This is a genomic window from Brachyspira pilosicoli (assembly GCF_008016535.1).
In the GTDB taxonomy this organism is placed as follows: Bacteria; Spirochaetota; Brachyspiria; order Brachyspirales; family Brachyspiraceae; genus Brachyspira; species Brachyspira pilosicoli_A.
This window is the reverse complement of record NZ_SAXY01000063.1, coordinates 32,449-55,227: the sequence shown is the minus strand read 5'-3', so window position 1 is coordinate 55,227 and position 22,779 is coordinate 32,449. Positions and strand designations below refer to the sequence as shown.

Annotated in this window: 17 protein-coding genes; 7 read left to right on the top strand and 10 right to left on the bottom strand. The window is 29.4% G+C overall.

Annotated features, from left to right (window positions below; genetic code table 11):
* Positions 1-6 precede the first annotated feature (6 nt).
* Positions 7-2,430: a phenylalanine--tRNA ligase subunit beta gene (gene pheT, locus EPJ72_RS10425; protein WP_147732086.1), complete on the bottom strand. Its 2,424-nt coding sequence runs from the start codon at positions 2,428-2,430 to the stop codon at positions 7-9.
* 25 nt (positions 2,431-2,455) lie between these two features.
* A complete protein-coding gene (gene pheS / locus EPJ72_RS10420; RefSeq protein ID WP_147732085.1) occupies positions 2,456-3,475 on the bottom strand; it encodes a phenylalanine--tRNA ligase subunit alpha in 1,020 nt (339 codons plus the stop codon).
* Between the two features lie 284 nt (positions 3,476-3,759).
* On the opposite strand from pheS, the gene tyrS reads away from it, so the two are divergent.
* The 4 genes from tyrS (at position 3,760) to EPJ72_RS10395 (ending at position 12,340) form a co-directional block, all read left to right on the top strand.
* Positions 3,760-4,956, top strand: coding sequence for a tyrosine--tRNA ligase (gene tyrS, locus EPJ72_RS10415; protein WP_147732084.1), 1,197 nt, complete (start codon positions 3,760-3,762; stop codon positions 4,954-4,956).
* 32 nt (positions 4,957-4,988) lie between these two features.
* Positions 4,989-7,907 carry an LPS-assembly protein LptD gene (locus EPJ72_RS10410; RefSeq protein WP_147732083.1) on the top strand — a complete coding sequence of 973 codons (2,919 nt, stop codon included), beginning with the start codon at positions 4,989-4,991 and terminating at the stop codon, positions 7,905-7,907.
* A gap of 15 nt (positions 7,908-7,922) precedes the next feature.
* Positions 7,923-9,281 carry an ankyrin repeat domain-containing protein gene (locus EPJ72_RS10405; RefSeq protein WP_147732082.1) on the top strand — a complete coding sequence of 453 codons (1,359 nt, stop codon included), beginning with the start codon at positions 7,923-7,925 and terminating at the stop codon, positions 9,279-9,281.
* Between the two features lie 674 nt (positions 9,282-9,955).
* Entirely contained in the window at positions 9,956-12,340 is a 2,385-nt protein-coding gene (locus tag EPJ72_RS10395; protein ID WP_147732081.1) for an ankyrin repeat domain-containing protein, read from the top strand.
* 392 nt (positions 12,341-12,732) lie between these two features.
* On the opposite strand, the gene EPJ72_RS10390 is transcribed toward EPJ72_RS10395, so the two are convergent.
* The 6 genes from EPJ72_RS10390 to rpmF are packed head-to-tail and all read right to left on the bottom strand — an operon-like array spanning position 12,733 to position 17,852.
* A complete protein-coding gene (locus tag EPJ72_RS10390) occupies positions 12,733-13,305 on the bottom strand; it encodes an FMN-binding protein (RefSeq protein WP_147732080.1) in 573 nt (190 codons plus the stop codon).
* Positions 13,302-14,393 carry an RnfABCDGE type electron transport complex subunit D gene (locus tag EPJ72_RS10385; protein ID WP_147732079.1) on the bottom strand — a complete coding sequence of 364 codons (1,092 nt, stop codon included), beginning with the start codon at positions 14,391-14,393 and terminating at the stop codon, positions 13,302-13,304. Before EPJ72_RS10385 ends, EPJ72_RS10390 begins: the two co-directional genes overlap by 4 nt.
* Positions 14,394-14,397: 4 nt before the next feature.
* Positions 14,398-15,705 (bottom strand): electron transport complex subunit RsxC, encoded by a 1,308-nt coding sequence (rsxC, locus tag EPJ72_RS10380; RefSeq protein ID WP_147732078.1) that lies wholly within the window; start codon positions 15,703-15,705, stop codon positions 14,398-14,400.
* Between the two features lie 44 nt (positions 15,706-15,749).
* On the bottom strand, positions 15,750-16,604 hold the full coding sequence (locus EPJ72_RS10375) for a 3-oxoacyl-ACP synthase III family protein (protein WP_147732077.1): 855 nt from the start codon (positions 16,602-16,604) through the stop codon (positions 15,750-15,752).
* 14 nt (positions 16,605-16,618) lie between these two features.
* A complete protein-coding gene (gene plsX, locus EPJ72_RS10370) occupies positions 16,619-17,638 on the bottom strand; it encodes a phosphate acyltransferase PlsX (protein WP_147732076.1) in 1,020 nt (339 codons plus the stop codon).
* Between the two features lie 19 nt (positions 17,639-17,657).
* Positions 17,658-17,852: a 50S ribosomal protein L32 gene (rpmF, locus tag EPJ72_RS10365; protein WP_147732075.1), complete on the bottom strand. Its 195-nt coding sequence runs from the start codon at positions 17,850-17,852 to the stop codon at positions 17,658-17,660.
* Positions 17,853-18,060: 208 nt separating this feature from the next.
* Between rpmF and EPJ72_RS10360 the strand changes: the two genes are divergently transcribed.
* Together EPJ72_RS10360 and greA are read left to right on the top strand one after the other, a co-directional pair.
* A complete protein-coding gene (locus EPJ72_RS10360) occupies positions 18,061-18,489 on the top strand; it encodes a hypothetical protein (protein WP_147732074.1) in 429 nt (142 codons plus the stop codon).
* Positions 18,490-18,594: 105 nt separating this feature from the next.
* Positions 18,595-19,059, top strand: coding sequence for a transcription elongation factor GreA (gene greA, locus EPJ72_RS10355; protein WP_147732073.1), 465 nt, complete (start codon positions 18,595-18,597; stop codon positions 19,057-19,059).
* Positions 19,060-19,208: 149 nt separating this feature from the next.
* Here the strand turns inward: greA and plsY are convergent, their stop codons facing one another.
* Together plsY and der are read right to left on the bottom strand one after the other, a co-directional pair.
* Positions 19,209-19,856 (bottom strand): glycerol-3-phosphate 1-O-acyltransferase PlsY, encoded by a 648-nt coding sequence (plsY, locus tag EPJ72_RS10350; RefSeq protein WP_147732072.1) that lies wholly within the window; start codon positions 19,854-19,856, stop codon positions 19,209-19,211.
* Positions 19,846-21,318, bottom strand: a complete 1,473-nt coding sequence (gene der / locus EPJ72_RS10345) for a ribosome biogenesis GTPase Der (protein WP_147732071.1) — start codon at positions 21,316-21,318, stop codon at positions 19,846-19,848. Before der ends, plsY begins: the two co-directional genes overlap by 11 nt.
* Before the next feature lie 494 nt (positions 21,319-21,812).
* Between der and EPJ72_RS10340 the strand changes: the two genes are divergently transcribed.
* Positions 21,813-22,763 (top strand): hypothetical protein, encoded by a 951-nt coding sequence (locus EPJ72_RS10340; RefSeq protein WP_242004993.1) that lies wholly within the window; start codon positions 21,813-21,815, stop codon positions 22,761-22,763.
* Positions 22,764-22,779 lie beyond the last annotated feature (16 nt).

Here is a 22,779-nt window from a genome sequence, read left to right as displayed (position 1 = left end):
ACTTTTTTATGAACGCAATTCTATACTAAATCTTGTTTTAAGCATTTCAAGCAATGAATTCTCTACAGAATTAATATCTTCTTCCCTTAAGGTTTTGTTAGGGTCATAATAAGTTATAGATATTGCTATAGATTGCTTGCCTTCTTTTACCTGCTCTCCTACATACCTATCCACCACATCAACATTTTGTATAATATCATTAAACTTAGAAATAGATTTTATTACTTTGCTAAACTCAATGTTTCTATCGCAAACTAGTGCCAAATCTCTAAATACGGCAGGGTATTTTCCTATATCTTTTAACTGCTGTTTTTTTACTCTTTTTTTGATAAGCTCAACGGCATATCTTATATTAATATCAGTAAAATAAACTTCAGTGTTAATATCAAATAGAGATAATATTTTAGGGTGAATTCTGCCAATAATACCTATTTTTTCACCAAATATCACTATATCAGCAGACATAGTAGGTATAAACCAATCATGTTCTCTAGGTATTAAATTGTAATCACTGCTTTTTAAATCTTTTATAAGAAGCTCTTCTACAACACCGCTCATATCAAAGAAGTCATAAGCTCTTGATTCTTTATTCCATAATTTTTCTTGATAAAGCCCAAACATAACAGCAGATAAATGCTTCTCCTCTACAAACTTATCATTTTCTTTGTAGAATATGTTTCCAACTTCAAATAAAGCACCATTTTTATGTCTGTGATTTTGATTGTATGCTATGCTATTAAGCAAAGAAACTAATGTAGTAGGTCTTAAAACATCCATTTCACTTGTTAGAGGATTTACAACACTAATTAACTCTTCATCTTTAAAACCTATATTTTTAAACATTTTACTGTCGCCAAGAGAATACTGCTTAGTTTCATAAAGTCCGTAAGAAGCCATTCTATGTTTAATAAAACTTATATCAGCATAATCTGTTTTAATAGGGTTACATTTAATATGAGGCACATTAGAATCAAGATTATTATATCCATAAACACGTGCTATCTCTTCTATAAGGTCTTCTGCTATTGTAAGATCATGTCTATAAAAAGGAATATCCACTTTTAAACTATTTTCACCCAAAGCAGATGCATTAAAGCCGTATCTTTTGAATATAGAAGATATTTGCATCTTATTCATATCAAGACCTAAATATCTCTTTACAAGTCCGCAGTCAAATACTATTCTTGTAGCTTCAAATTGTTTTACATTTACTTCTTTAGCTTTTGATACTATTTTAGCATTATTATCTAATGTTACTATTAAATCAACTGCTCTGTTTAATGCTACTAAAGTAAGAGTATGATCAATTTCTCTTTCAAATCTATATGATGCATCAGTTTTTGTATTGGTTGCTATAGTAGATTTTTTCACAGCTATATGATCAAAATATGCACTTTCTATTAAGATGTTTTTAGTAGTATCTTCTATTTTAGTAGAGTCCCCACCCATAACTCCAGCTACACCTATAGCCTTTTCACTATCAGCAATAACTAAAACTTCGTCTGTAAGGTCAATTTCTCTGCCGTCTAAAAGTTTAACTTTCTCATCACTTTTAGCATTTCTTACTATAATTTTTCCATCTTTTACCTTATCAAAGTCATAAGCATGAAGAGGCGGACCATATTCAAGCATAACATAATTTGTAATATCTACTATATTGTTTATAGGGTTAATACCGCATTTTTTAAGTCTGTTTTGCATCCAATCTGGAGAAGGTCCAACTGTTATATTGTTTATAAGTCTTCCAACATATTTGTAGCAAGAGTTTTGATTTTCTACTGTAATATCAATATTACCGCCTGTAGCATCATAAGTGTTTACAGAAGGTATGCTCACCCTCTTCTCTAAAACCAAAGCACATTCACGGGCAAAACCTATAATACTAACCAAATCTCCCCTATTTGCTGTAATTTCTACATTAAATATATGATCTGTAGAACCTACTATTGTTGAAAGAGAGTTACCTAAAATACTGTCTTTATCTTCTATATTTAGTTTGTCTATATGGTCATCTAATATCCAAATACCATAAACACCTTCAATTTCTTCATACCCCAACTCTGTTCTAGAACAAAGCATTCCATTACTTTCAAAACCTCTAATAGAAGCCTTTTTTATAGTAAGTCCATTAGGAAGTTTAGCTCCTATCATAGCAACAGGAACATATATATTTTCTCTCACATTAGGAGCACCACACACTATAGAAAGTACATCATCACCCACATTAACCTTACATACACTCAATTTATCAGCATCAGGGTGCTTGTGTACAGTTAAAACTTTACCTATTATAACGCCAGCTATATCTCCGCCTGTAGTTTCTATAGAAGAAATCTCGCTTCCAGAAAGAGTGATGTTTCTTGCAATCTCTTCCACCTCTAAACCATCTAAATTAACAAATTCTTTTAACCAACTCAAAGGAATTCTCATAATTATAATAACCTCAACTAATAATTTACCATTGTTTTAAGAAATCTATATCATTGTCATAAAACATTCTAATGTCTGTAATGCCATATTTAATCATAGCAACTCTTTCAATCCCCATTCCAAAAGCAAAACCAGTATATTTGTTAGCATCATAACCCACATGCTTAAATACATTAGGATGCACCATACCAGCCCCCATAAGCTCAAGCCAGCCCTCGCCTCCGCAAGTTTTACAGCCCTTACCACCACATATAACACAAGTAGCACTCAAATCAGCACCCGGCTCTACAAAAGGAAAGAAATCAGGTCTTAATCTAATCTGAGTCTTATCCCCAAACATCTTCTTACAAAATAATTCTAATATTCCTTTCAAATCATTAAAACTTACATTTTTATCAACTAAAAGCCCCTCTACTTGATGAAATATAGGTGAATGTTTTGAATCTATAGCATCTCTTCTAGCACATTTGCCGGGAGAAACTATTGCTATAGGAGGCTCTGTTTCCATCATAGTTCTTATCTGCATGCCTGAAGTATGAGTTCTTAATACATGTTCTTTAGAAACAAAAAATGAATCATGACTGTCTCTTGCAGGGTGATAAGATGGTATATTTAAAGCTTCAAAATTATGGAAATCATCTTCTATTTCATTGCCTTCTACAACTCTAAAGCCTATTTCTGTTAATATACTCACAATTTCTTCTTCTACTTTAGTAAGTAAGTTAACGCTTGCAGATTTAGGTCTTCTTCCGGGCATTGTTATATCTATTTTATTTTTTTCTAAAGATTCTAAAAATTCTTTATCTGCTAATAATTTTTTCTTTTCTGTTAAAGTATTTTCACAGTAGAATTTAAGTTCATTTATTTTTTTACCGAATTCTTTTTTCTCTTCAATACTTTCTATAGATGACATATTTTTTAGAAGTTCTGTAATTTTACCTTTACGCCCTAAAAAATTAATTCTTATCTCGTCTATCTCTACTTGATTTTTTGCATTTGATATATTTTGCTCAAAAAGCTCTCGAATTGAATCTAAATTATCCATACATACCAATCCTAACTAAAAATAAAATTATAGTTTTTTATTATAATACATATAAAAATATTTTCAAGGGAAAAATAATATATAATTATATACTATAATAGCCTAATTATTAATTTTTTTTAAATTATAACATTATTCTTTTACATTCTATTTTTATATAAAAAACTCATTTACAAATTAAGTTTTATTGATTGTATTATTCTCTATTAAATAATTGACTTTAATTAAAATTTACATTATTATAGATTCATATATTTTAAATTTTATAAAGGCTAGTATAAGTTATGGAAGAGAAACAATACAGTTTAGAAGAATCTATAGAATTAATTACAAGAGGAGCAAGCGAAATAATAGGCTTGGAAGAGATAAAAGAAAAACTAAAAAGCGGAAAGAAATTAACAGTAAAAGCAGGTTTTGACCCCACAGCTCCAGATATACACTTAGGACATACTGTACTTTTAAGAAAGATGAGACATTTTCAGCTGCTTGGACATAAAGTAATATTTCTTATAGGAGATTTTACAGGAAGAATAGGAGATCCGTCCGGTAAAACAAAAACTCGTCCTAGATTAAGTGAAGAAGATGTATTAAGAAATGCTGAAACTTATAAACAGCAAGTATTTAAAATTTTGGACCCTGAAAAAACTATAGTTGAGTTTAATTCTAAATGGCTTGGTAAGATGAGTTTTGCCGATGTACTCGGGCTTACTTCAAGATATACAGTAGCACAAATGATAGAGAGAGATGATTTTTCTAAGAGATATAAAAATGGTCAGCCTATAAGTATGATGGAGTTTTTATATCCATTAGCACAAGGTTATGATTCTGTTTCTTTAGAATGCGATGTTGAGCTTGGTGGTAATGACCAGAAGTTTAATTTGCTTGTTGGAAGAACTTTAATGAAAGAATATGGACTATCTCCGCAGGCAGTTTTAACTGTGCCTTTGCTTGAAGGTTTAGACGGTGTTGAGAAGATGAGCAAATCTTTAGGTAATTATATAGGTGTTTATGATAGTCCTAAAGATATGTATGGTAAGGCTATGAGCATACCTGATAGTTTAATTCTTAAATATATGGAATTGGTGACAGATATACCTATGAATGATATAAGAAATTATAAGAAGGCTATAGAAGAAGGCGATAATCCTAGAAATATTAAATCAATACTGGCTAAAGAGATTGTAAAACTATATCATACAGAAGAAGATGCTAATAATGCTGAAGAAGAGTTTAAAAGAATATTCAGCTCTAAGGGTATACCTGATGAAATAGAAGAAATTGTTGTGGGTAAAGATGATAATGTTTTAAATATTTTATCTGTATGCATGAAAAATGAAAGTAAATCTAATTTAAAAAGATTAATTTCTCAGGGAAGTGTTACTTTAGATAATGAAAAGATTACGGATATAAACTCTAATATAAATAAAGAGGGCATACTAAAAATAGGAAAACGTAATTTCTTTAAAATAAAATTTTCTTAAACAAAGATAAATGTGATTTTTAAGAGGCAATAATGCGAATCTTGATATTACTATTATCTTTAATAATATTTAATGCATACTTATATGCACAAGATAATAATCAAGATAATAATAATAATATTAGAACAAATGAAAACGCATTAATGCAAATAAATCAATTCGATGCTAAAAGAAATCCTGTTTCTTTTATTAATATTGTTAATTTTACTCCATATTATGTATTAACAGAATATGCTAGAAATTATGGTATAGAGATTTACCCTTATGATGATGAGTCTAGTTTAAGGGCAAGAATTATCAAAAGACAAGTTAATGTGGATGTTATAAAAATTACAGGTGAAGATAATATAAGAAATGTGTCAAGAAGCAGTATTAATACAGGCGGGGGGCAGATAGAGTTTAGAAGTGCTGATTATGTTGAAAGATATAAGATAGAAGAAGCGGGAGAGGAATTAATAGCATTATACGGTAATGTACAGCTTAAAATGTACAATAATGTTATGACTGCTGATAGAGTTGTTTATAGTTTGAAAACAGGTGAAATATTTGCTTCTGGTAATTTAAAAGTTGAATCTGGAGAGAGTGTTTTAAATGGCGAATGGTTCATGCTTAATAAAGATGACAAGAAGGGTATTTTATATAATGGTAATACAAAATTTCAAAGTTTTACTCTTCAAGGTAATATAATAAAATTCAATGACCCAGATTTTTTTGCTAATGACAGTAGCGTAAGTTTTTCAAGACTAACCCCTGTAGCACATGACTTTTTGGCATCAAGGGTTTATTTATGGGATACAAAAAAGGTACTAATATTTAACAGTATATATAGAGTTGGAAGACAGCCTGTATTTTACTTTCCTTTATTTATTCAAAACAATGTTGGTACTGGTATTATAAGCACTTTCGGTCAAAGTTTGAGAGAAGGTGTTTATATGCAAAACAGTAAAACTTTTAATTTGTATGGAGTTAGCCATAGAATAAGATTCGATGCTTATCAAAAATTAGGTTTTCTTATTGGAGATGAAATTAGATATACTAGTCAATATCATAATTTGTCTTTAGATGCTATGTTTGCTTTGGGCAGACAATACTATTTACTTGATTCTTATATATCTTCTAGTATTGGTTTTGGTACTAGATATGTTAACTATTTTGCTGATGGTAAGCCAGGTAAATTTGTACCTAGATATAAGTTTCAGTATGATCATACTATACAGTTATATAGCGGAGAAAATATCAATGCTTATCTTACTGGTAAATTAAATTTAAATAGTGATTTATATTTTAAGTCTGATTTTTACAATCAAAGAGGGGCTTTGGATATATTATCATTATTTACAGCTATTACAGGAAATTTGAGCGATATAGGAGATTCATATCCAGAAAGCTATATAGAAAACTCTGTATATGTTAACAGTAGTATATATGGTGTTAATTTGAGAGCAGGTGCTGAATGGAATCTCACAGCTGTTAGAAACTTATCTGTTAATTATAACACAAACTTCGACTATTATATGCCTAAACCTAGCAGATTAGTTTTACCTTCTTTATCAGCAAGCTACAGTTCTATTTTTGGTGATGAAACTTCTTATTATTTCCCTAATTTTAATATTAATTATAATATTAGTATGAATTATTCTCACACAATAGATTATAAAACCTCTGAAGGTATAGCATTTTATGATAACCCTAAACTTAATGAACAATTAAATGAAAAATTAGCTGAAAGAAATAATTTACAATTAAATGGAGGATTATCTAGGAGTTTTACTAATTTATTTATGAGATTTACTCCTAATTTTAATATGGATTATGCTTATCAAAAAAGTATCAATCCTAAATCGGAAGATTTAATTTATGACAGAGATAATACATATTTAGGCTTAGCAAGCTCTATGAATCTTTCTGTATTTTTACCTAATTCTATACTTCCATATAAACTTGATAATTATTTTTCTCCGTCTGTAACATGGGACACATCATACAGCATTGGTTATAGATTTAAACAAAAAGATGCTGCATATACTAATGAAAACCAAAGCGGAGATTTTAGCAGTCATAGTATTAATACAAGTTTAAATGCAGGTGGTACAGGATACAGCATATTTTTTATACCTAATTTAAACTGGGATATTAGGGGAAGTATTAGAACAGGTTATGACCTTATACCAACATATAAAGCACAAACTAAAAATTATGAACTTATACATAATACTAATAGATTTTTAACAACTGAAGTAGGAGGTTCTACAAGACTCTATTATGATTCTTCTTATATTTCTTATGATTTATCTAAAAACCTACTTGGTACAAACTTTACTCAAAACGCTATAAATACTCTCATTCATGTACCTATTCCTATAGATAATCTCACCGATTGGATATTAGTAAGAAATGGTAAAAAGAAATTTTTTGACGGTTATAAAAATGATTTTAGATTCTTCTTTGATATAACATATAAACATGATTTTATTAATTATAAATATAACTCTGCAGCATTCTCACTTGGTTTTGAATTAAAAATATTAGAACAATTTACCTTTAGTTTTTCCACAACAAGCAGAAACGACAAAGCTTACAGATATATAAAAACATATGCTGAAAGAGAAAATGAAATTTGGGTTAATCCTTTTTGGGATATTGTTGATTCTTTCAATTTTAGAGATTCTCAAAAGAGGATAGACAGTTTATTTAAATTAAGTTCTATAAATACTAGTTTATGGCATGAATTAGACGGCTGGCAATTAAGGGCTACTTTCTCTATATCTCCTTCTTCTCTTCCTTCAGATATTGCAAGCGGTTCGGTTAAGGGTTCTTATTGGAATAAGGAGTTTTGGATTGAATTTACTCTTACCGATTTCCCTAATGCAGGACTTCCTAGAAGAGAATATGACCTCAATTCTACTATTACAGATTTGAGGGATAATCAAACTACTAGCAGCATTTTTTAATTTGTGAGTATAAAAATGATTAAAAAAATATTTATTTTATTTATTATTATAATAATATTTTCTAATTTGCATGCTGATGACTATTATATAAACAATATATTTACAGCAATAGAAGATAATGATATTAACTATATAAAATATATAATAGAAAATGACACACAAATATTACAATCCAGACTTCCTAAAGATTATGAAAACAACCTAGAAGGGGCTACTCCTTTACTTTATGCTATTTATAATGATAAAAAAGATATTATTAAGCTACTTATAAATAATCTAGACACTTCATATTTAGAAGAGAGAGATGACAAAAATTATAATAGCATTATGTATGCTACTGCTTTTTCTGATATAGACATTTTAAAATTAATATCAGAAAAATATCCGCGTTTAATTAATAGTGAAACAGAGTTTAGAGTTAATATACTTCATATTGCAAGCAGTTATAATAATTATGAGGTTATAGAATATATATGCACTAATTTTAATATTGACATTAATTCTCGCGACATTGACGGTTGGACAGCTCTTTATCATGCTGCTAATTCTCAAAGTATTGAATCATACAGGCTTCTTATAAAATTAGGAGCTGATACTCAGATTACAGACAATAATGGAATGTATCCTTCTACTAGGCTTAGAGAGCTTGTGATGATGAAGTATAATGAATTAAGTGATAATGATAGGGAATTATTTGAGGCTATAAGAGATAATGATATAAAAAAATTAAAAAAGAGTATAGAAAATGGTGCTAATATTAATGCTGAAGACGGATATGGACTTAGTGCTTTGCATTTTGCTATAAGAAATAAAAACATAAAAGCGGTTGATGTATTGCTTGACTGTGAGAATATTAATTTAGAATCAACTCTTCCAAACGGATATTATACGGCATTAGATAATTTCAGCAGAGAGGCTGTTTATATAGGGGGTGCTACTCCTTTACTTTATGCAATATTTAAAAGCAACGGCGACAGCAGAATAGTAAATAAACTCATTAAAAAAAATGCTAATATTAACACTTCTGACGAAGAGGGGTGGAATAGTTTTTTGTATGCGGCTGCTTTTGGAAATGTTCGTATAATCAGTAGTTTAGTGAGCAAAAATAAAAGTTTAGTTAATAGCAGAACCAAAAAAAATGTAACTGCTTTACAGATGGCTGTTGTTTACGACAATATTAAAGTAATTAGTTATTTGGTAAAGAGACTGCATGTTGATATTAATGCTAAAGATAATGACGGCTGGACTGCTCTTTATTATGCTGCTGCTAATAACAAGGCAGAGGCTTATAATTTGCTTATAGAACTTGGTGCTGATAGAGAAATTGCTAATAATGAGGGCTTAAAGCCTGATGATATATTCTTTAATGATTAGTTATATTTTTAAGTTTGTCAATTTTTGTTGTTCTTTTTCCCGCAGCTACGCACCCATACCTAAAGGTACTTCCTACGGTCGCAGGCACTTCCTTCGGTCGCGGTGCGGACTTCGTCAAAGTTTTCGCTATCTGGGCACGTTTCGAGAAATTGCAAATACTACAATTTTATATTTTACAATATATCTTCGATGTAATATAACATCTAAAATTTAATGTACACCTAAAGGTGATTTCATAAAATGCAGTTCTTTTGGTTCTTTTATACCAATAAAAGAACTGGGGGTTCGGGGGCTAGCCCCCGAGAATAAAAAACATAAAAATATTTTTTGACATACTTAAAAACTTTTAGTATATATTAGAACTACTATTTTATATAAATTTTTTGTTGTTCTTTTTCCCGCCTTCGCGGTGCGGACTTCGTCAAAGTTGCAAAAAGTGCAAGTTAAGCAAGTAATACTAACTATATTTTATATACTAAATATTAAAACAATATAAATATTTATTTTTTTTAATTATTAAACCTTATGATAAATATATAAATATTTCATTATAAGGTTTTATTTTTTTATTTTATAAATGTTATAGTAATATTATATTTTTTCTTTATAATGTTGTTATTAATTTATTATTATTATATAATTTTTTATATTATGTTTACTAGGAAATTGATGCTATGATTAGAAATATATTTTTATTAATTATATTACTTTTTTCTGTTAATTTTAATATATACGCTATAAATCAAAAAGAAAGTGAATTATTTTTGGCTATAAAAGAAAAGAAAAATGAAAGGGATTTAAGAGAGATTTTAAAATACAGAGTGAACTTTTCTGCTACAAATGAAATGGGATTAACTCCGCTTTTATATACTATTGAATGTAACAATAAAAGGGCTTTGAGAGTGCTTCTTGAGTATAGTGATGTTAATATTGAATATAGACTTCATGATGATTTTGCAGCTTATCCGTTTGTAAATAAATATGAAGGCGATAGCGTTAATATAGGAGGAGCTACTCCTTTAATGTTTGCTATATTTAAAAATAATTCAAAAGCAGTTAAAGAGCTTATAGACAAGGGGGCTAATGTTAGAGCTAAAGACAATGAGGGCAACTCTGTATTTTTATATGCATGCGGTTTTGGAGACAGCAATATTATAAGAATGCTCCTTCAAAAAGACAAAGTAATAGTTAATGATAGAACCTCCAACGGCAATCTTAATGGGCTTCATTATGCTGCTGCTTTTAATAATTTAAATACTATTAATTTCTTAGTTAAAAATGTTGATATGAATATTAATGATAGGGATTCTAATGGATGCACTGCTTTATACTATGCAGCATATTATCAAAAACAAGATGCTTATAATCTTCTTATTAAACTTGGTGCTAATAAAGATATAGCTGATAATTATGGAGTTACTCCGGAATATATATTATCAGGAGAAAGTTCTGCTATTGACTTAGAAAACAAAGAAGATAATAATACAAACACTTACAATGAAAACATGTTTATTGCAAGAGTTATTCAAACATCAGATACTAATGCATTAAGAGATATAATGATGTATTCTAATTTTAATATGAACTCTATAATTATGGCTTATGAAACTCCTCTCACTTATGCTATACATCTTGATAAATATGATATGGTTGATGAACTTTTAAGTTATAGAAAAAATAATACAAATATTATAAATATAGAAACTTCTTATATACCAGCTGATGAAGTTTATTTTAATGAAGATAGAGCAGAGTTTAGGGGCAATGTATATTTGGGTGATGTCAGCCCTTTGCAGTATGCTATATTTAAAAATAACACTAATATAATAAACACACTTTTACATTATGGGGCAGACATAAACAGAAAAGACAGTTTAGGAGACAATGCTTTAATGTATGCTGCTAGATTTTCTAGTGCTGAAGTTATTGATACAATTTTAAACTACAGCAGTAATTCTTATAGGGTAGTAGATATATACGGAAACACTCCTTTGCATAATGCATCATCACTTGGAAACACTAATGCTTTAATTGCACTTATGAATAGAACTCCTATTAATATAAATATACAAAATGTTAATGGAGATACTCCTTTGCATTTGGCTGTAAAAAATAATAATAGCAATACTTATAGATTTTTATTATTAAAGGGGGCTGATTATACTATAAAAAATTATGACGGCAAAACTGCTTCAGATTTGTTGTATGGTGATAGTATAGAAAATATAATGGGTAGTTTTTCAGATACTAATATTTACAGCACAAATTCATATAATAATTTAAATACCATTCAGGCAAATAATGTTAATAATATTATGGAAGATTTTTTATATGATAATATGCCGGATGATGATGCTTCTTATTATAAAAAAGAAAATAATGAATATCAATCAGCTCAATTAGAAAGTAAGATTCTTTTTGATGCTATTTATAAAGATGATGCCGCTTTAATACATAATGCCATCTCTAACACTATTGATATTAATGTAAGAAACTCTGAAGGATTTACTCCGCTCCTCTATGCTATTCATTATGATAAAACTAACGCTCTTAATACACTTTTAAGCTATACTGATAAAATAGATATAAATAAAACATTAGACAATTATACTAATTACTATTCTAAAAAAGGTATTAATTTTAGCGGAGAATTGATATTTGATAAAACAACCCCTTTAGAATATGCTATATTTAAAGGAAATATTGATATAGTTTCTATGCTTATGGACAGTAATGCTGATATATATATGGAAGATTCAAAAGGATATAATGGAATATTTTATGCTTCTGCTTTTGGAGATTATGCCCTATTAAATAAAATACTTCAAAAATACCCTACTATATATAATTTTAAAAGCTCTAATGGCGACAGCGTACTTCATATTGCAGCAAGCTACGGCAACAATAATGCTATAAGTTTTTATTTATATAATACATTTTTAAGCATAAATACAAAGAATAATGAAGGGAAAACACCATTAGATTTAGCAAATGAAAATGGATATAGCAACACAGTAGATTATTTAATAAAAAGCGGAGCTAAATACGGCAATCAATAATATATTTTTTTAGTCAATATATGTTATACTATTAAAAACAGTATATGCTATCATATCCCTAAAACAACTATGCTTTGTTATGTAATTTTTTATTCAACTTTTTCCCGCCTTCGCACCCATACCTAAAGGTACTCCCTACGGTCGCAGACACTTCCTTCGGTCGCGGTGCGGACTCCTTTCAGTCGCGGTGCGGACTTCGTCAAAGTTTTTACCCTTCGGGTACGCTTCGCGAAAGTGCAAATAAAAAATAGTACCAAATCATAATAATTGTCTATTAAATAAAATATAAACCTTTATTTTAATATCTTCAAACAAGATTTAATAATTTTCAGTATTATAAAAAAGAGCCTCATAACAATGAAGCTCTTATTATAAACTAATTTATATATTTATTATTTTACAAATAAACTAACAGCCTGTTCATTAGCACTATTAACAGCGGTAACAACAGAAGTAGATGATATAGTAGCACCGCTTATAGCAGCTATTTGAGCATCAAGAGCTTCCTCTGGTTTTATACCTTTTACAACAGTAAGAGGCACAACAGAACTTTTATTAGCAAATTGATCTCTAAAACTAGGCTCTACAATTTTAGCACCAAGTCCCGGAGTTTCAGCCTGTTCAGTAACAACAATTCCTGTAACAGTAGTAGCATCGCCGCTAAAACCAACTAATACTTTGTTTTGACCATTATATCCGCCGGCAGAAGAAAGTATAGCATAACCAGCTACAGAACCATCAGCCTTAGTACCAATATAATATGGATAAGTAGCATTTTCAGTAATAGGACCTTCTATATTATCAGCATTAGGTATAACAGCCTTAACACCATTTAATACAGTTTTTTCATTGTTTGCTAAAATATCTTTCTCAAAAGAAGAATAAACAAATGATAATAAAAATCCAGCAATTAGAGCAGTTACTGTAACAGATATTACAGCTTTATATGTAACTTCTTTTTTCATTGTTTTGCTCCTTGTTGTTTTTCAATATTTATAGCCTCTTTCTTACCAAAAGGTTTAGGACGAGTATACATAGCTATTAGAGGCATAAACATGTTTCCTATTAATATAGAATACATAGTGTATTCTGGTGAAGAACCAAAAGCCCTAAGTATTGCAAGTACAGCACCAATTAATAGTGCATATATCCAAGCACCTAAATGACTAGAAGGACAAGTAACCATATCAGTAGCCATAAAGAAAGCACCTAAAATAAATCCGCCTGCAAATACTTGATATATAGGAGAAGCAAACTTTCCAGGCATAGCAAGGCAAAGTATTAAACTTACTACAAATAAAGAGATGAACATTCCTAGAGGTATTCTCCAATCTATAGTCTTAGTAACAATTAAGAATATTCCGCCTATTGTAAGGAGTATAACAGAAGTTTCACCTATAGCTCCGCCAGTGCTTCCTACGAGCATTTGAACATAATAGTGTGCTTCAAACTTAATTTGTTCTATTAGAGAAGTGCTGATATTATTATTATAAGTGAATTTCATAAAAGTTAGAGGAGTAGCCTGTGATAGAGCAGTAATCATATCAATAGTTTGAGTACCGCCAGTAACAGTATTAACTAAATTACTAAGTCCATCAGCAAATAAATTGAGGAAAGGCACTCTAACAGGAGGCGTATAAGCACTCATTTGAGCAGGGAAAGCAACTTGTAAAAAAGCCCTTCCAACTAAAGCAGGGTTAAATATATTAGAACCCAAACCGCCAAAAACTTCCTTAGCAAAAACAATAGCAACAACACCACCAATAACAACCATAGTAATAGTAGCACTAGAAGGTAAAGTCATCACTAAAAGCAAAGCCGTAACCACTGAAGCATAATCAGGAAGCACAGGCTGTTTTCGCACCTTTCTAACAATTATATTACATAAAATACAAGTAATAATAGAAGCGAGATATAATAAAATTACTCTATTGCCAAATAATACTACGCTATATATAATAGCAGGCAAAAGAGCAATAATTACTCTCAACATAATTTTTTGTGTAGTATCTCCATCTTTTATATGAGGAGAAGATTCAGTATATAACTTCATTATCTCATCTCCTTAACAAATCTTTACCATATCTAATCCATTGTACCAAAGGTATTTTGGAAGGACAAATATAAGAACAGCATCCGCATTCAAAACAAGTAGCTATATCTAAAGCATTTAATTTATCTTTAACTTTAGCCTTAGCAGTATGAGCTATATCAGTAGGAGCAAGATGAAGCGGACAAGCATCAGCACATCTTCCGCATTTAATACAAGGATATTCCACTTCTTTAGGCAATTTATTTTTATCTAATAAAAGTAAAGAGTTAGTACCTTTATTAACGCATTGCTCCAAACTAGGCACACTAGCCCCCATCATAGGACCGCCCGCTATAACAAGCACATCTTCAGAAATAAGTCCGCCGCACTCATTAACTATATGCGAAATAGGCGTACCAAGCGGCACCCAAATATTTTTATGTTCTTTTATAGCATCGCCGGATACAGTAACAATTCTCTCTATTAAAGGCTTGTCTTTAGCAACAGCTTCATATATAGCATATAAAGTAGCCACATTCACAACCAACACACTAACATCCATAGGAAGCTTACCTACAGGTACAACCCTACCAGCAGCAGCATCAATAAGCATCTTTTCAGCCCCCTGCGGATAACGAAGTCTTAAAGGCATTACTTCAACATTATAATTTTTAGCAACCTTTCCCATCTCTTCAATAGCTAAAGGTTTATTAGCCTCTATACCAATAACAGTTCTTTTTACAGAAGGAATAATCTTTCTTAAAATTTCTATACCTTTGAATAAATCCTCAGTATACTCCATCATAAGCCTATAATCACTAGTAATATAAGGCTCACACTCAACACCATTAATAATTAAAGTATCACAATTACCCTTCGCCGCACCATCAACTTTAACATTAGTAGGGAAAGTAGCTCCTCCCATACCAACTATACCAGCCTTTTGAATCTTCTTAGACATTTCTTCTGCAGATAATGCCATATAATTATTGTTTAGAGCAAAATCAACATTATTAGCTTCAGCATCTAAATTGATTAAAAAAGCACTAGCTCCCCTACCCAAAGGCTGCGGAGCAATTTCTATATTAGCAATAGTACCGCTAACAGAAGAAAACACATTTCCAGATACATATCCGCTAGCTTCTCCAATCATCTCCCCTCTTTGAACTTTATCTCCTTTGTTTTTTAACATTTTAGCAGGAGCACCTATATGCTGTGCCATAGATATTAAAACTGATTTTGGAGCTTGGGTCATAGCAGAAGAAGCTATTTGAGCAGTATCTTTACTATCATGAGGATGTACACCCCCAAAACGAAATTTACCTAACTTCATAATATATGTCCTTAATATAACATTTTATTTATATAAATTAATATTTAATCAATATTTAATACAGCAACAGCCCTAGTATAACCGCTTCCATAACTGCATAAAGCTAATTTAGTATTTTTCTTTATACTTCCATCCTCTAAAGCCATAGAAAGAGCAACCCCAGAAGAAGCACTTAATGAAGAGTTTGCATTCTCCATTTTGGTGTAAACAATCTCTTTAGAAACATCTAAAGCATTAACAAAAGCATCAAAAGCATTTTTGCTAGAATATGATGGTATGTAGTAAGTAGGTTCTATGTTATTTTTAGATAAAGTTTCTTTTACGTATAGTGCGGCTTTTTTTGCTTCACTTTCAAATATATCATCATTTTTTATAGAAATGAAATGTTCTTTATTATTAACGCCTTCTTTAGTATATGGCTTAGCAGTTCCTCCCATAGGGATATAACAATTCTCTAAAGCATTTCCATCTGTAACAGAATCTATAAATGATATCTCAATGTTTGATTTTTCATTAGAAACCATAGCAGCTACAGAAGCATCATCAAATCTATTAGTATCATCGCAAATATAAAAAGATTCTGCAGCTACTACTAATATGTTTTTATATCTATTACTTTTTACAAAAGCATAAGCAAGCCTTAAAGCTGATATAAAACCAGTAAAATCACTTTCTATGTCAAAACAGAAAGCATTTTTGGCATTAATTTTACCTCCTAATACACAAGCAGTAGAAGGATAAATATAGTCTTTAGTAACAGTAGCACAAATAATAGCATCTATAGTTAATGGATCTATATTTTTTATAACATCTTTAATAGACTCCATAGCTAATTCAGATGCAGGCATAGAGGTTTGTTTATTTTTATAAGTAGCTTTACAAGATTTAATATATACCATATATAAAAACCCTTTTAAAAAATTCTTCTTTTTACACCAGAATCTAAAAGTTCTTTAGATATTTTCTCATTTATTTTAGCATCCAAGAATTTATACATATTAAGTACAGCATTTGTTACACCAACTCTACCAGTAGTACCATGTCCAACAAAAGCTCCCCCATTTAATCCAAGCAATATAGCAGAACCATAAGAATCAGCACTCATCTGTGTCTTTAAATTTTTAAATACAGACTTCATCATAACTGCCCCCATCATATTGAGAGGACTCTTTTTTATTTCGCTCTTTAGCAAATGCACCATTAAACTAGCAGTTCCTTCAATGCTTTTTAATACTATGTTGCCGTCAAAGCCGTCTGCAAGCACAACATCAGCTATATCAGATTTTAACATGCTGTTAGGCTCAACATTGCCTACAAAATTTATTTTTTTCATTTTTTCTAATCTTTCAAAGTATTTTTTTACAGCAGCATTACCTTTACTGTCTTCTTCACCTATATTTAAAATAGCAACTCTTGGGTTATTTATATTCATGTATCTTTTAGCAAAAACCCTTCCCATAACAGCAAATTGTGCCATATAATCTGGTGTACAATCAACATTAGCCCCCATATCCATCATACAAAACTCACCGCCTATTTTAGGAACTGTGGATACTAAAGGGGGACGCATAACTCCTTTTAAACGGCCTATCTCTGTAAGTGCAGCCGCCAAAGTAGCACCTGTATTGCCCGGTGAAAAGAAACCTTCTGTTTTTTTATCTGATACCAATCGTGCAGCTACTAATACAGAAGCATTCTTTTTATGTTTAACAGCAACTGCAGGTGTTTCTGTCATTTCTATGATAGAATCACTATGCTTTATATCTACACGATTTTTATTATATTTTAATGATGATAAAGATTTAACTATATCTTTTTCATTGCCAACCAATATTAAATTAACATCTTTATTTAAAGACAACGCCTTAATTGCACCATCAACTAATTCATCTAGAGGTTTTTCACCGCTAGCAACATCTATGGATAAATTCATTGATAATCCTAATTATTTATTAACCAGCATTTTGATTTTTATTAGCTTTTACTACTCTATCTTTATAAAATCCGCATTCAGGACAAATTCTGTGCGGCATTCTTTCTGCTCCGCATTGAGGACAGATTGATAAAGAACCTAAAAATCTTTTATCATTAGCAGCTTGTCTTGATCTCTTTTTAGATTTCGATTTTCTATGCTTAGGTACAGCCATTTCTTTCTCCTTAAAAGTTATATATAATACTCAAATTTATAATAATTAAATGCTATTTTACTATTATGTGTCATTTTTGTCAAGTTTTATTTACTTACTTCTTATTATTATCATCTTTATTAAATAATAATTAATTATTTTATTAACTTGATTATATTTATAAAAATTATAAAATATATTTAATATTATTATTTTTAGGTTATGGTTTATGAAAAAGTTTATTTTATTATTTACTATATTTTTTCTTGTAGGGTGTAATTTGTATGTAAGCGATAAAGTAAGCATACTTATGTTTAATGAAGATGCAAACGGAAATGATATTACTAATGAAACTCTTAACTTTATACTTGTAAAAAGAGAAAATACAAACAGCTTTAATAATATCACATATATAAGCGGTACTATAATAAACAAAAAAGGAAATCAAAATATAACAAATATCACCGAAGCTCAATATATAAAAGATATAAATAACACAAACTCTATTCAAAATTTAGATAATTATAATATTAGCATTAATTACTCAAAAAAAAGCATTATTTTTACAGATGATGACGGCACAAAATATACTCTCCCTCTAAATAATTCAGAAGATACTTGGTTTTATAAATTAATCAAAGGTGCTACAAATTCATAATATTTATATAAACAATACAATTTATCATTTGAATAGTTGTAAATATTAAAAATTATTATATAATAGACTTTTATACATAATAAGTCTGTGAGAGGATATATTAACATGGGAAAACCTATAACTAAAGAAGGATACGATAAAGTAAAAGAAAAGCTATCAGAATTAAAAGCAGAGTTTGATACTTTGCCTGCTATAATAGCTGAAGCAAGAGAGAAAGGAGACCTAAAAGAAAATGCAGAGTATCATGCTGCAAGAGAGAAACAAGGACTTCTCCAAGCACAAATATCTAAATTAGAAAGCGATTTGGCGGTATGTGAAATAGTAGACCCATCAAAAATGAATAAAGATATTGTAACTTTTGGAAAAAGAGTAAAAGTTAAAGATAAAAATTCTAATACAGTTTCTGAATATAGAATTGTAGGAGAATTAGAGGCTGATATGTCTAAAAATGAGATTACTATAGTTACGCCTATTGCAAGAGGACTTCTTACAAAAAAGGTTGGAGATGTTGTTACTATAAAAGTGCCTGCTGGTGATAAGGTATTAGAAATATTAGAAATTAGTCTATAATAAATAATTTTTGAATATTTTAATAAAGGCTTGAATATAAATATTTTATACTCAAGCCTTTTTAATTATTTTTATATAAATATAAAAATAATCACACTTTTTTCATTTTTTTACTAAACAAATATTTTATTAATAAATTCACATAATAATCATTTCTTTGAAAAACTGTTCTCTTCGCCTTTAAGAATTCTTTTATAATTTGGTATATGTTTTATTATAATAAATATTGCAAGAAGTATAGCTATTGGAAGCAAAACAACATAATTAACATTAAAAAATATTCTATATAAGAAATTAGCCTTAAAATATAATAAACTCAATACAATAGGAAAAGCCAAAGCAGCAACAGTAGAGCCAATAGCAACAGTTTTTCTTGAAGCAAATAAACCTATAAAGAAAAATACCATAGTAATAATTAAACTTACAGGGGCAAGCATAAACATAGAACCGGCACTGGTAGCTACTCCTTTACCCCCCTTAAAGCCTAAAAATATAGAAAATACATGACCAAGTATAGAAGCTACAGCACAAAAAACTAAAATATAGCTATGAGTTAAAATTATATCAGAAAGAATAAAGCTAGGCACAATTACAGCAATCATTCCCTTGCCTATGTCGCAAATATAAGCAGCAATACCCGCCTTTTTGCCGCATACTCTAAGTACATTACTAGCCCCCGGATTGCAGCTGCCCTCTTTTCTCACATCATATCCATTAATCTTTCCTATTATAAACGAAAACGGTATAGCACCAATTATATATGATATAACTATGCTTATTAAAACTTTAATTATCATATTTTTTTCCTCTCTTTCTAAAGTTAAGTATAATAGGTGTTCCTCTAAAATCGAACATCTCTCTAAATCTATTTTCTAAATATCTTTTATAATGAGAGTTTAATTTATGAGGATGATTGCAAAATACGGCAAAAGCAGGCGGATTAACACCAGTTTGAGTAACATAGAATATCTTAAATGGATTGCCCCCTGCTGATATTGAATACTCTCTTGTAGCTCTCACCATAGTTTCTGTAAGTGCATGCGTTTCAAACCTCTGAAGCCTAGTTTTTGCCACCCTGATGGCTAAAGATAATAGTTTCTCAGAATCATTTTTTCTCGCAGCACAAACCCTAGCATAAAAAGCATAATTAAGCACTGGAAAAGCAGACTTCATATAAGCCTCATAATCATTCCAAGTAGTGCCCTTCTCTCTTATATCCCATTTATTAGCCGCTATTATTATGCCCTTTTTTCTCTCTATTATGAGGTTTGCTATAGTTTTATCTTGGTCGGTTAAACCTTCAAAAACATCAAGCATTAGTATGCATACATCAGAAGTTTCTATTGCTTTTATTGCCCTGTTTACACTATAATATTCAATATCTGTGTTAACATTCTTCTTTTTTCTTATTCCCGCAGTATCTGCAAGACAAATATCATTGCCATTAAAATTAAATGTTTCATCTATAGAATCTCTCGTTGTGCCTGCAATATTTGAAACAATACTTCTGTCTTTGCCGATTAATGTGTTTAATAAAGTGGATTTTCCTGCATTAGGCTTTCCTACTATGGCTATGTTTATGATTTTCTTTTTTGCTATATAGTCATCTAGTCTGCGTTGTTTTTTGTTATCTTTATCTTCATTATAGTCTTCATCAAAATCTTCTTCTTCTTCAAACAACTCATCATCATCTAAAACATTATCTTCTTTTTTATTATCTTCTTCTCTTTTACTATTCTCCCTCTCTGCTTCTAAATCAATGCCTGCCCTCTCAAAAATTTCAAGGATTTTTTCTCTCAAATCATCAATACCGTTATTATGCTCGGCACTTATAGCTATAATATCCTTTATGCCGAGAGAGTAAAATTCATTAATTAGATTGTTATGAGTGTGAGAATCTATTTTATTTACAACGAGTATAATAGGCTTATTTAATTTTCTTATAGTGTTAATAAAATGCCTGTCATCTGGATGTGTTTGATGAGCATCTACAACAAATAAAAGCAAGTGAGCTTCATCTGTGGCAGTCTTTAATGCCTTTTCTCGAACCTTCTCATTTAAACTATCTTCACTAGTGTCTAAAAGCCCGCCTGTATCAAACACATTAAAAGCTATATCATCAATATATGTTTTAGCTATGCTGATATCTCTTGTAACTCCAGCTGTAGGATCAACTATTGATTTTCTTCTTCCTGCAAATCTATTAAAAAGCGTTGACTTACCGACATTAGGTCTGCCAAGTATAGCAATATTTTTCATCTATTAAACCTTAAATATTATACTCTTTTTATAATAACATAAATTATAATATATTGCTATTATATTTTATTGACTTTATTATTTATTAAATATAAAATTAATAAAACGATAAAATTAAATAAAAAATTAAATATTATTGCCATATTTATTATAATATTATCAATTATAATAAATATATACACATCATTATCTATAATACCATATAGATTTACAGTAGATGATTTTCAACATTTTTATGATATGCATAGATGGTATGAAAAAAAATTATTCCATATACTGGAACAAGATTTAAAATATCTGATACATATAAAGATGAATTTACAACACTAAGAGTGCCTGGAGGAATATACTATATTACATATACACTATTTTATAAAATAGCTAATGAAAACCTTTATATTGCTAAAATAATAAATTATATATTTTGCCTATCTATTATATTAATATTTTTGTTTTGGTTTTTTAAAAGATTTGGATTAATAATAACATCTTTTATGTCTGTGCTTATATTATGTAATGGTTATCTTATTAGAGCATTAACGAACTTTTGGAATCCTAATTTAACGCTTATATTTAGTTTTATATTTTTTATATTTTTATTTGAATATATATGCAACGATAACGAATTAAAAACAAAGCTATCTGCTATATTTATATTTCCAGTTTTAGCAATAATGGCTCAGGCACATTTTTCTGTTTTCTTTTCAATTGTTCCTACAGTAATTATATATTTGATAATAAAATATAAAAAAACATTTAAATATTTGCCATATTTCATTATCGGAGTATTTATATCATTTTTATTATATCTCCCATATTTAGTATACGAAATAAAAAACAACTTCCATAATACATACTCTATATTAATGGAAAAAAGCTCTATAAATTATATAGCTTTTCCTAAATATCAGGCATTTATATTATTTCCTACTAATGAAATATCTGCTCTTTTTATAAAAAAATTGGATAATATAATTGATTTTTGGTTTTCAAATCCGCCGCTTATTTTTGGATTTATATTTTTGTTATTAAGTTTAATATTATCAGCAATCTGTTTAATTGGAAGTTTTTATATTATATTCAACAACTTCAAGAAAAAACTTATATTAAATAATAAAGAATCAGCTCTAAGAGATATGTTTTTAATATTATTATTATCTATGATTGTATCAACTTTACTTTTTATGATAGCTCCTCCTAGCTCAGGCTCATTTCACTATTTATACGGAGTATTTTCTATAAGTTATTCTTATATTTTGCTTTTTATATTAAAATACAAAGATATTATTATTAACAAAAAAAATATTTTATGTATTTTGCTAATATTTTTCACATTAAATTCTTTTGCTATGTCTTTAACAATAAAAAGATATATAAACAAATATGAACAGCCCGGCAGCATAAATATGAACAAGCAAATAAATAATTACATAAACAAAAATTAATTATTTATAAGTCAAT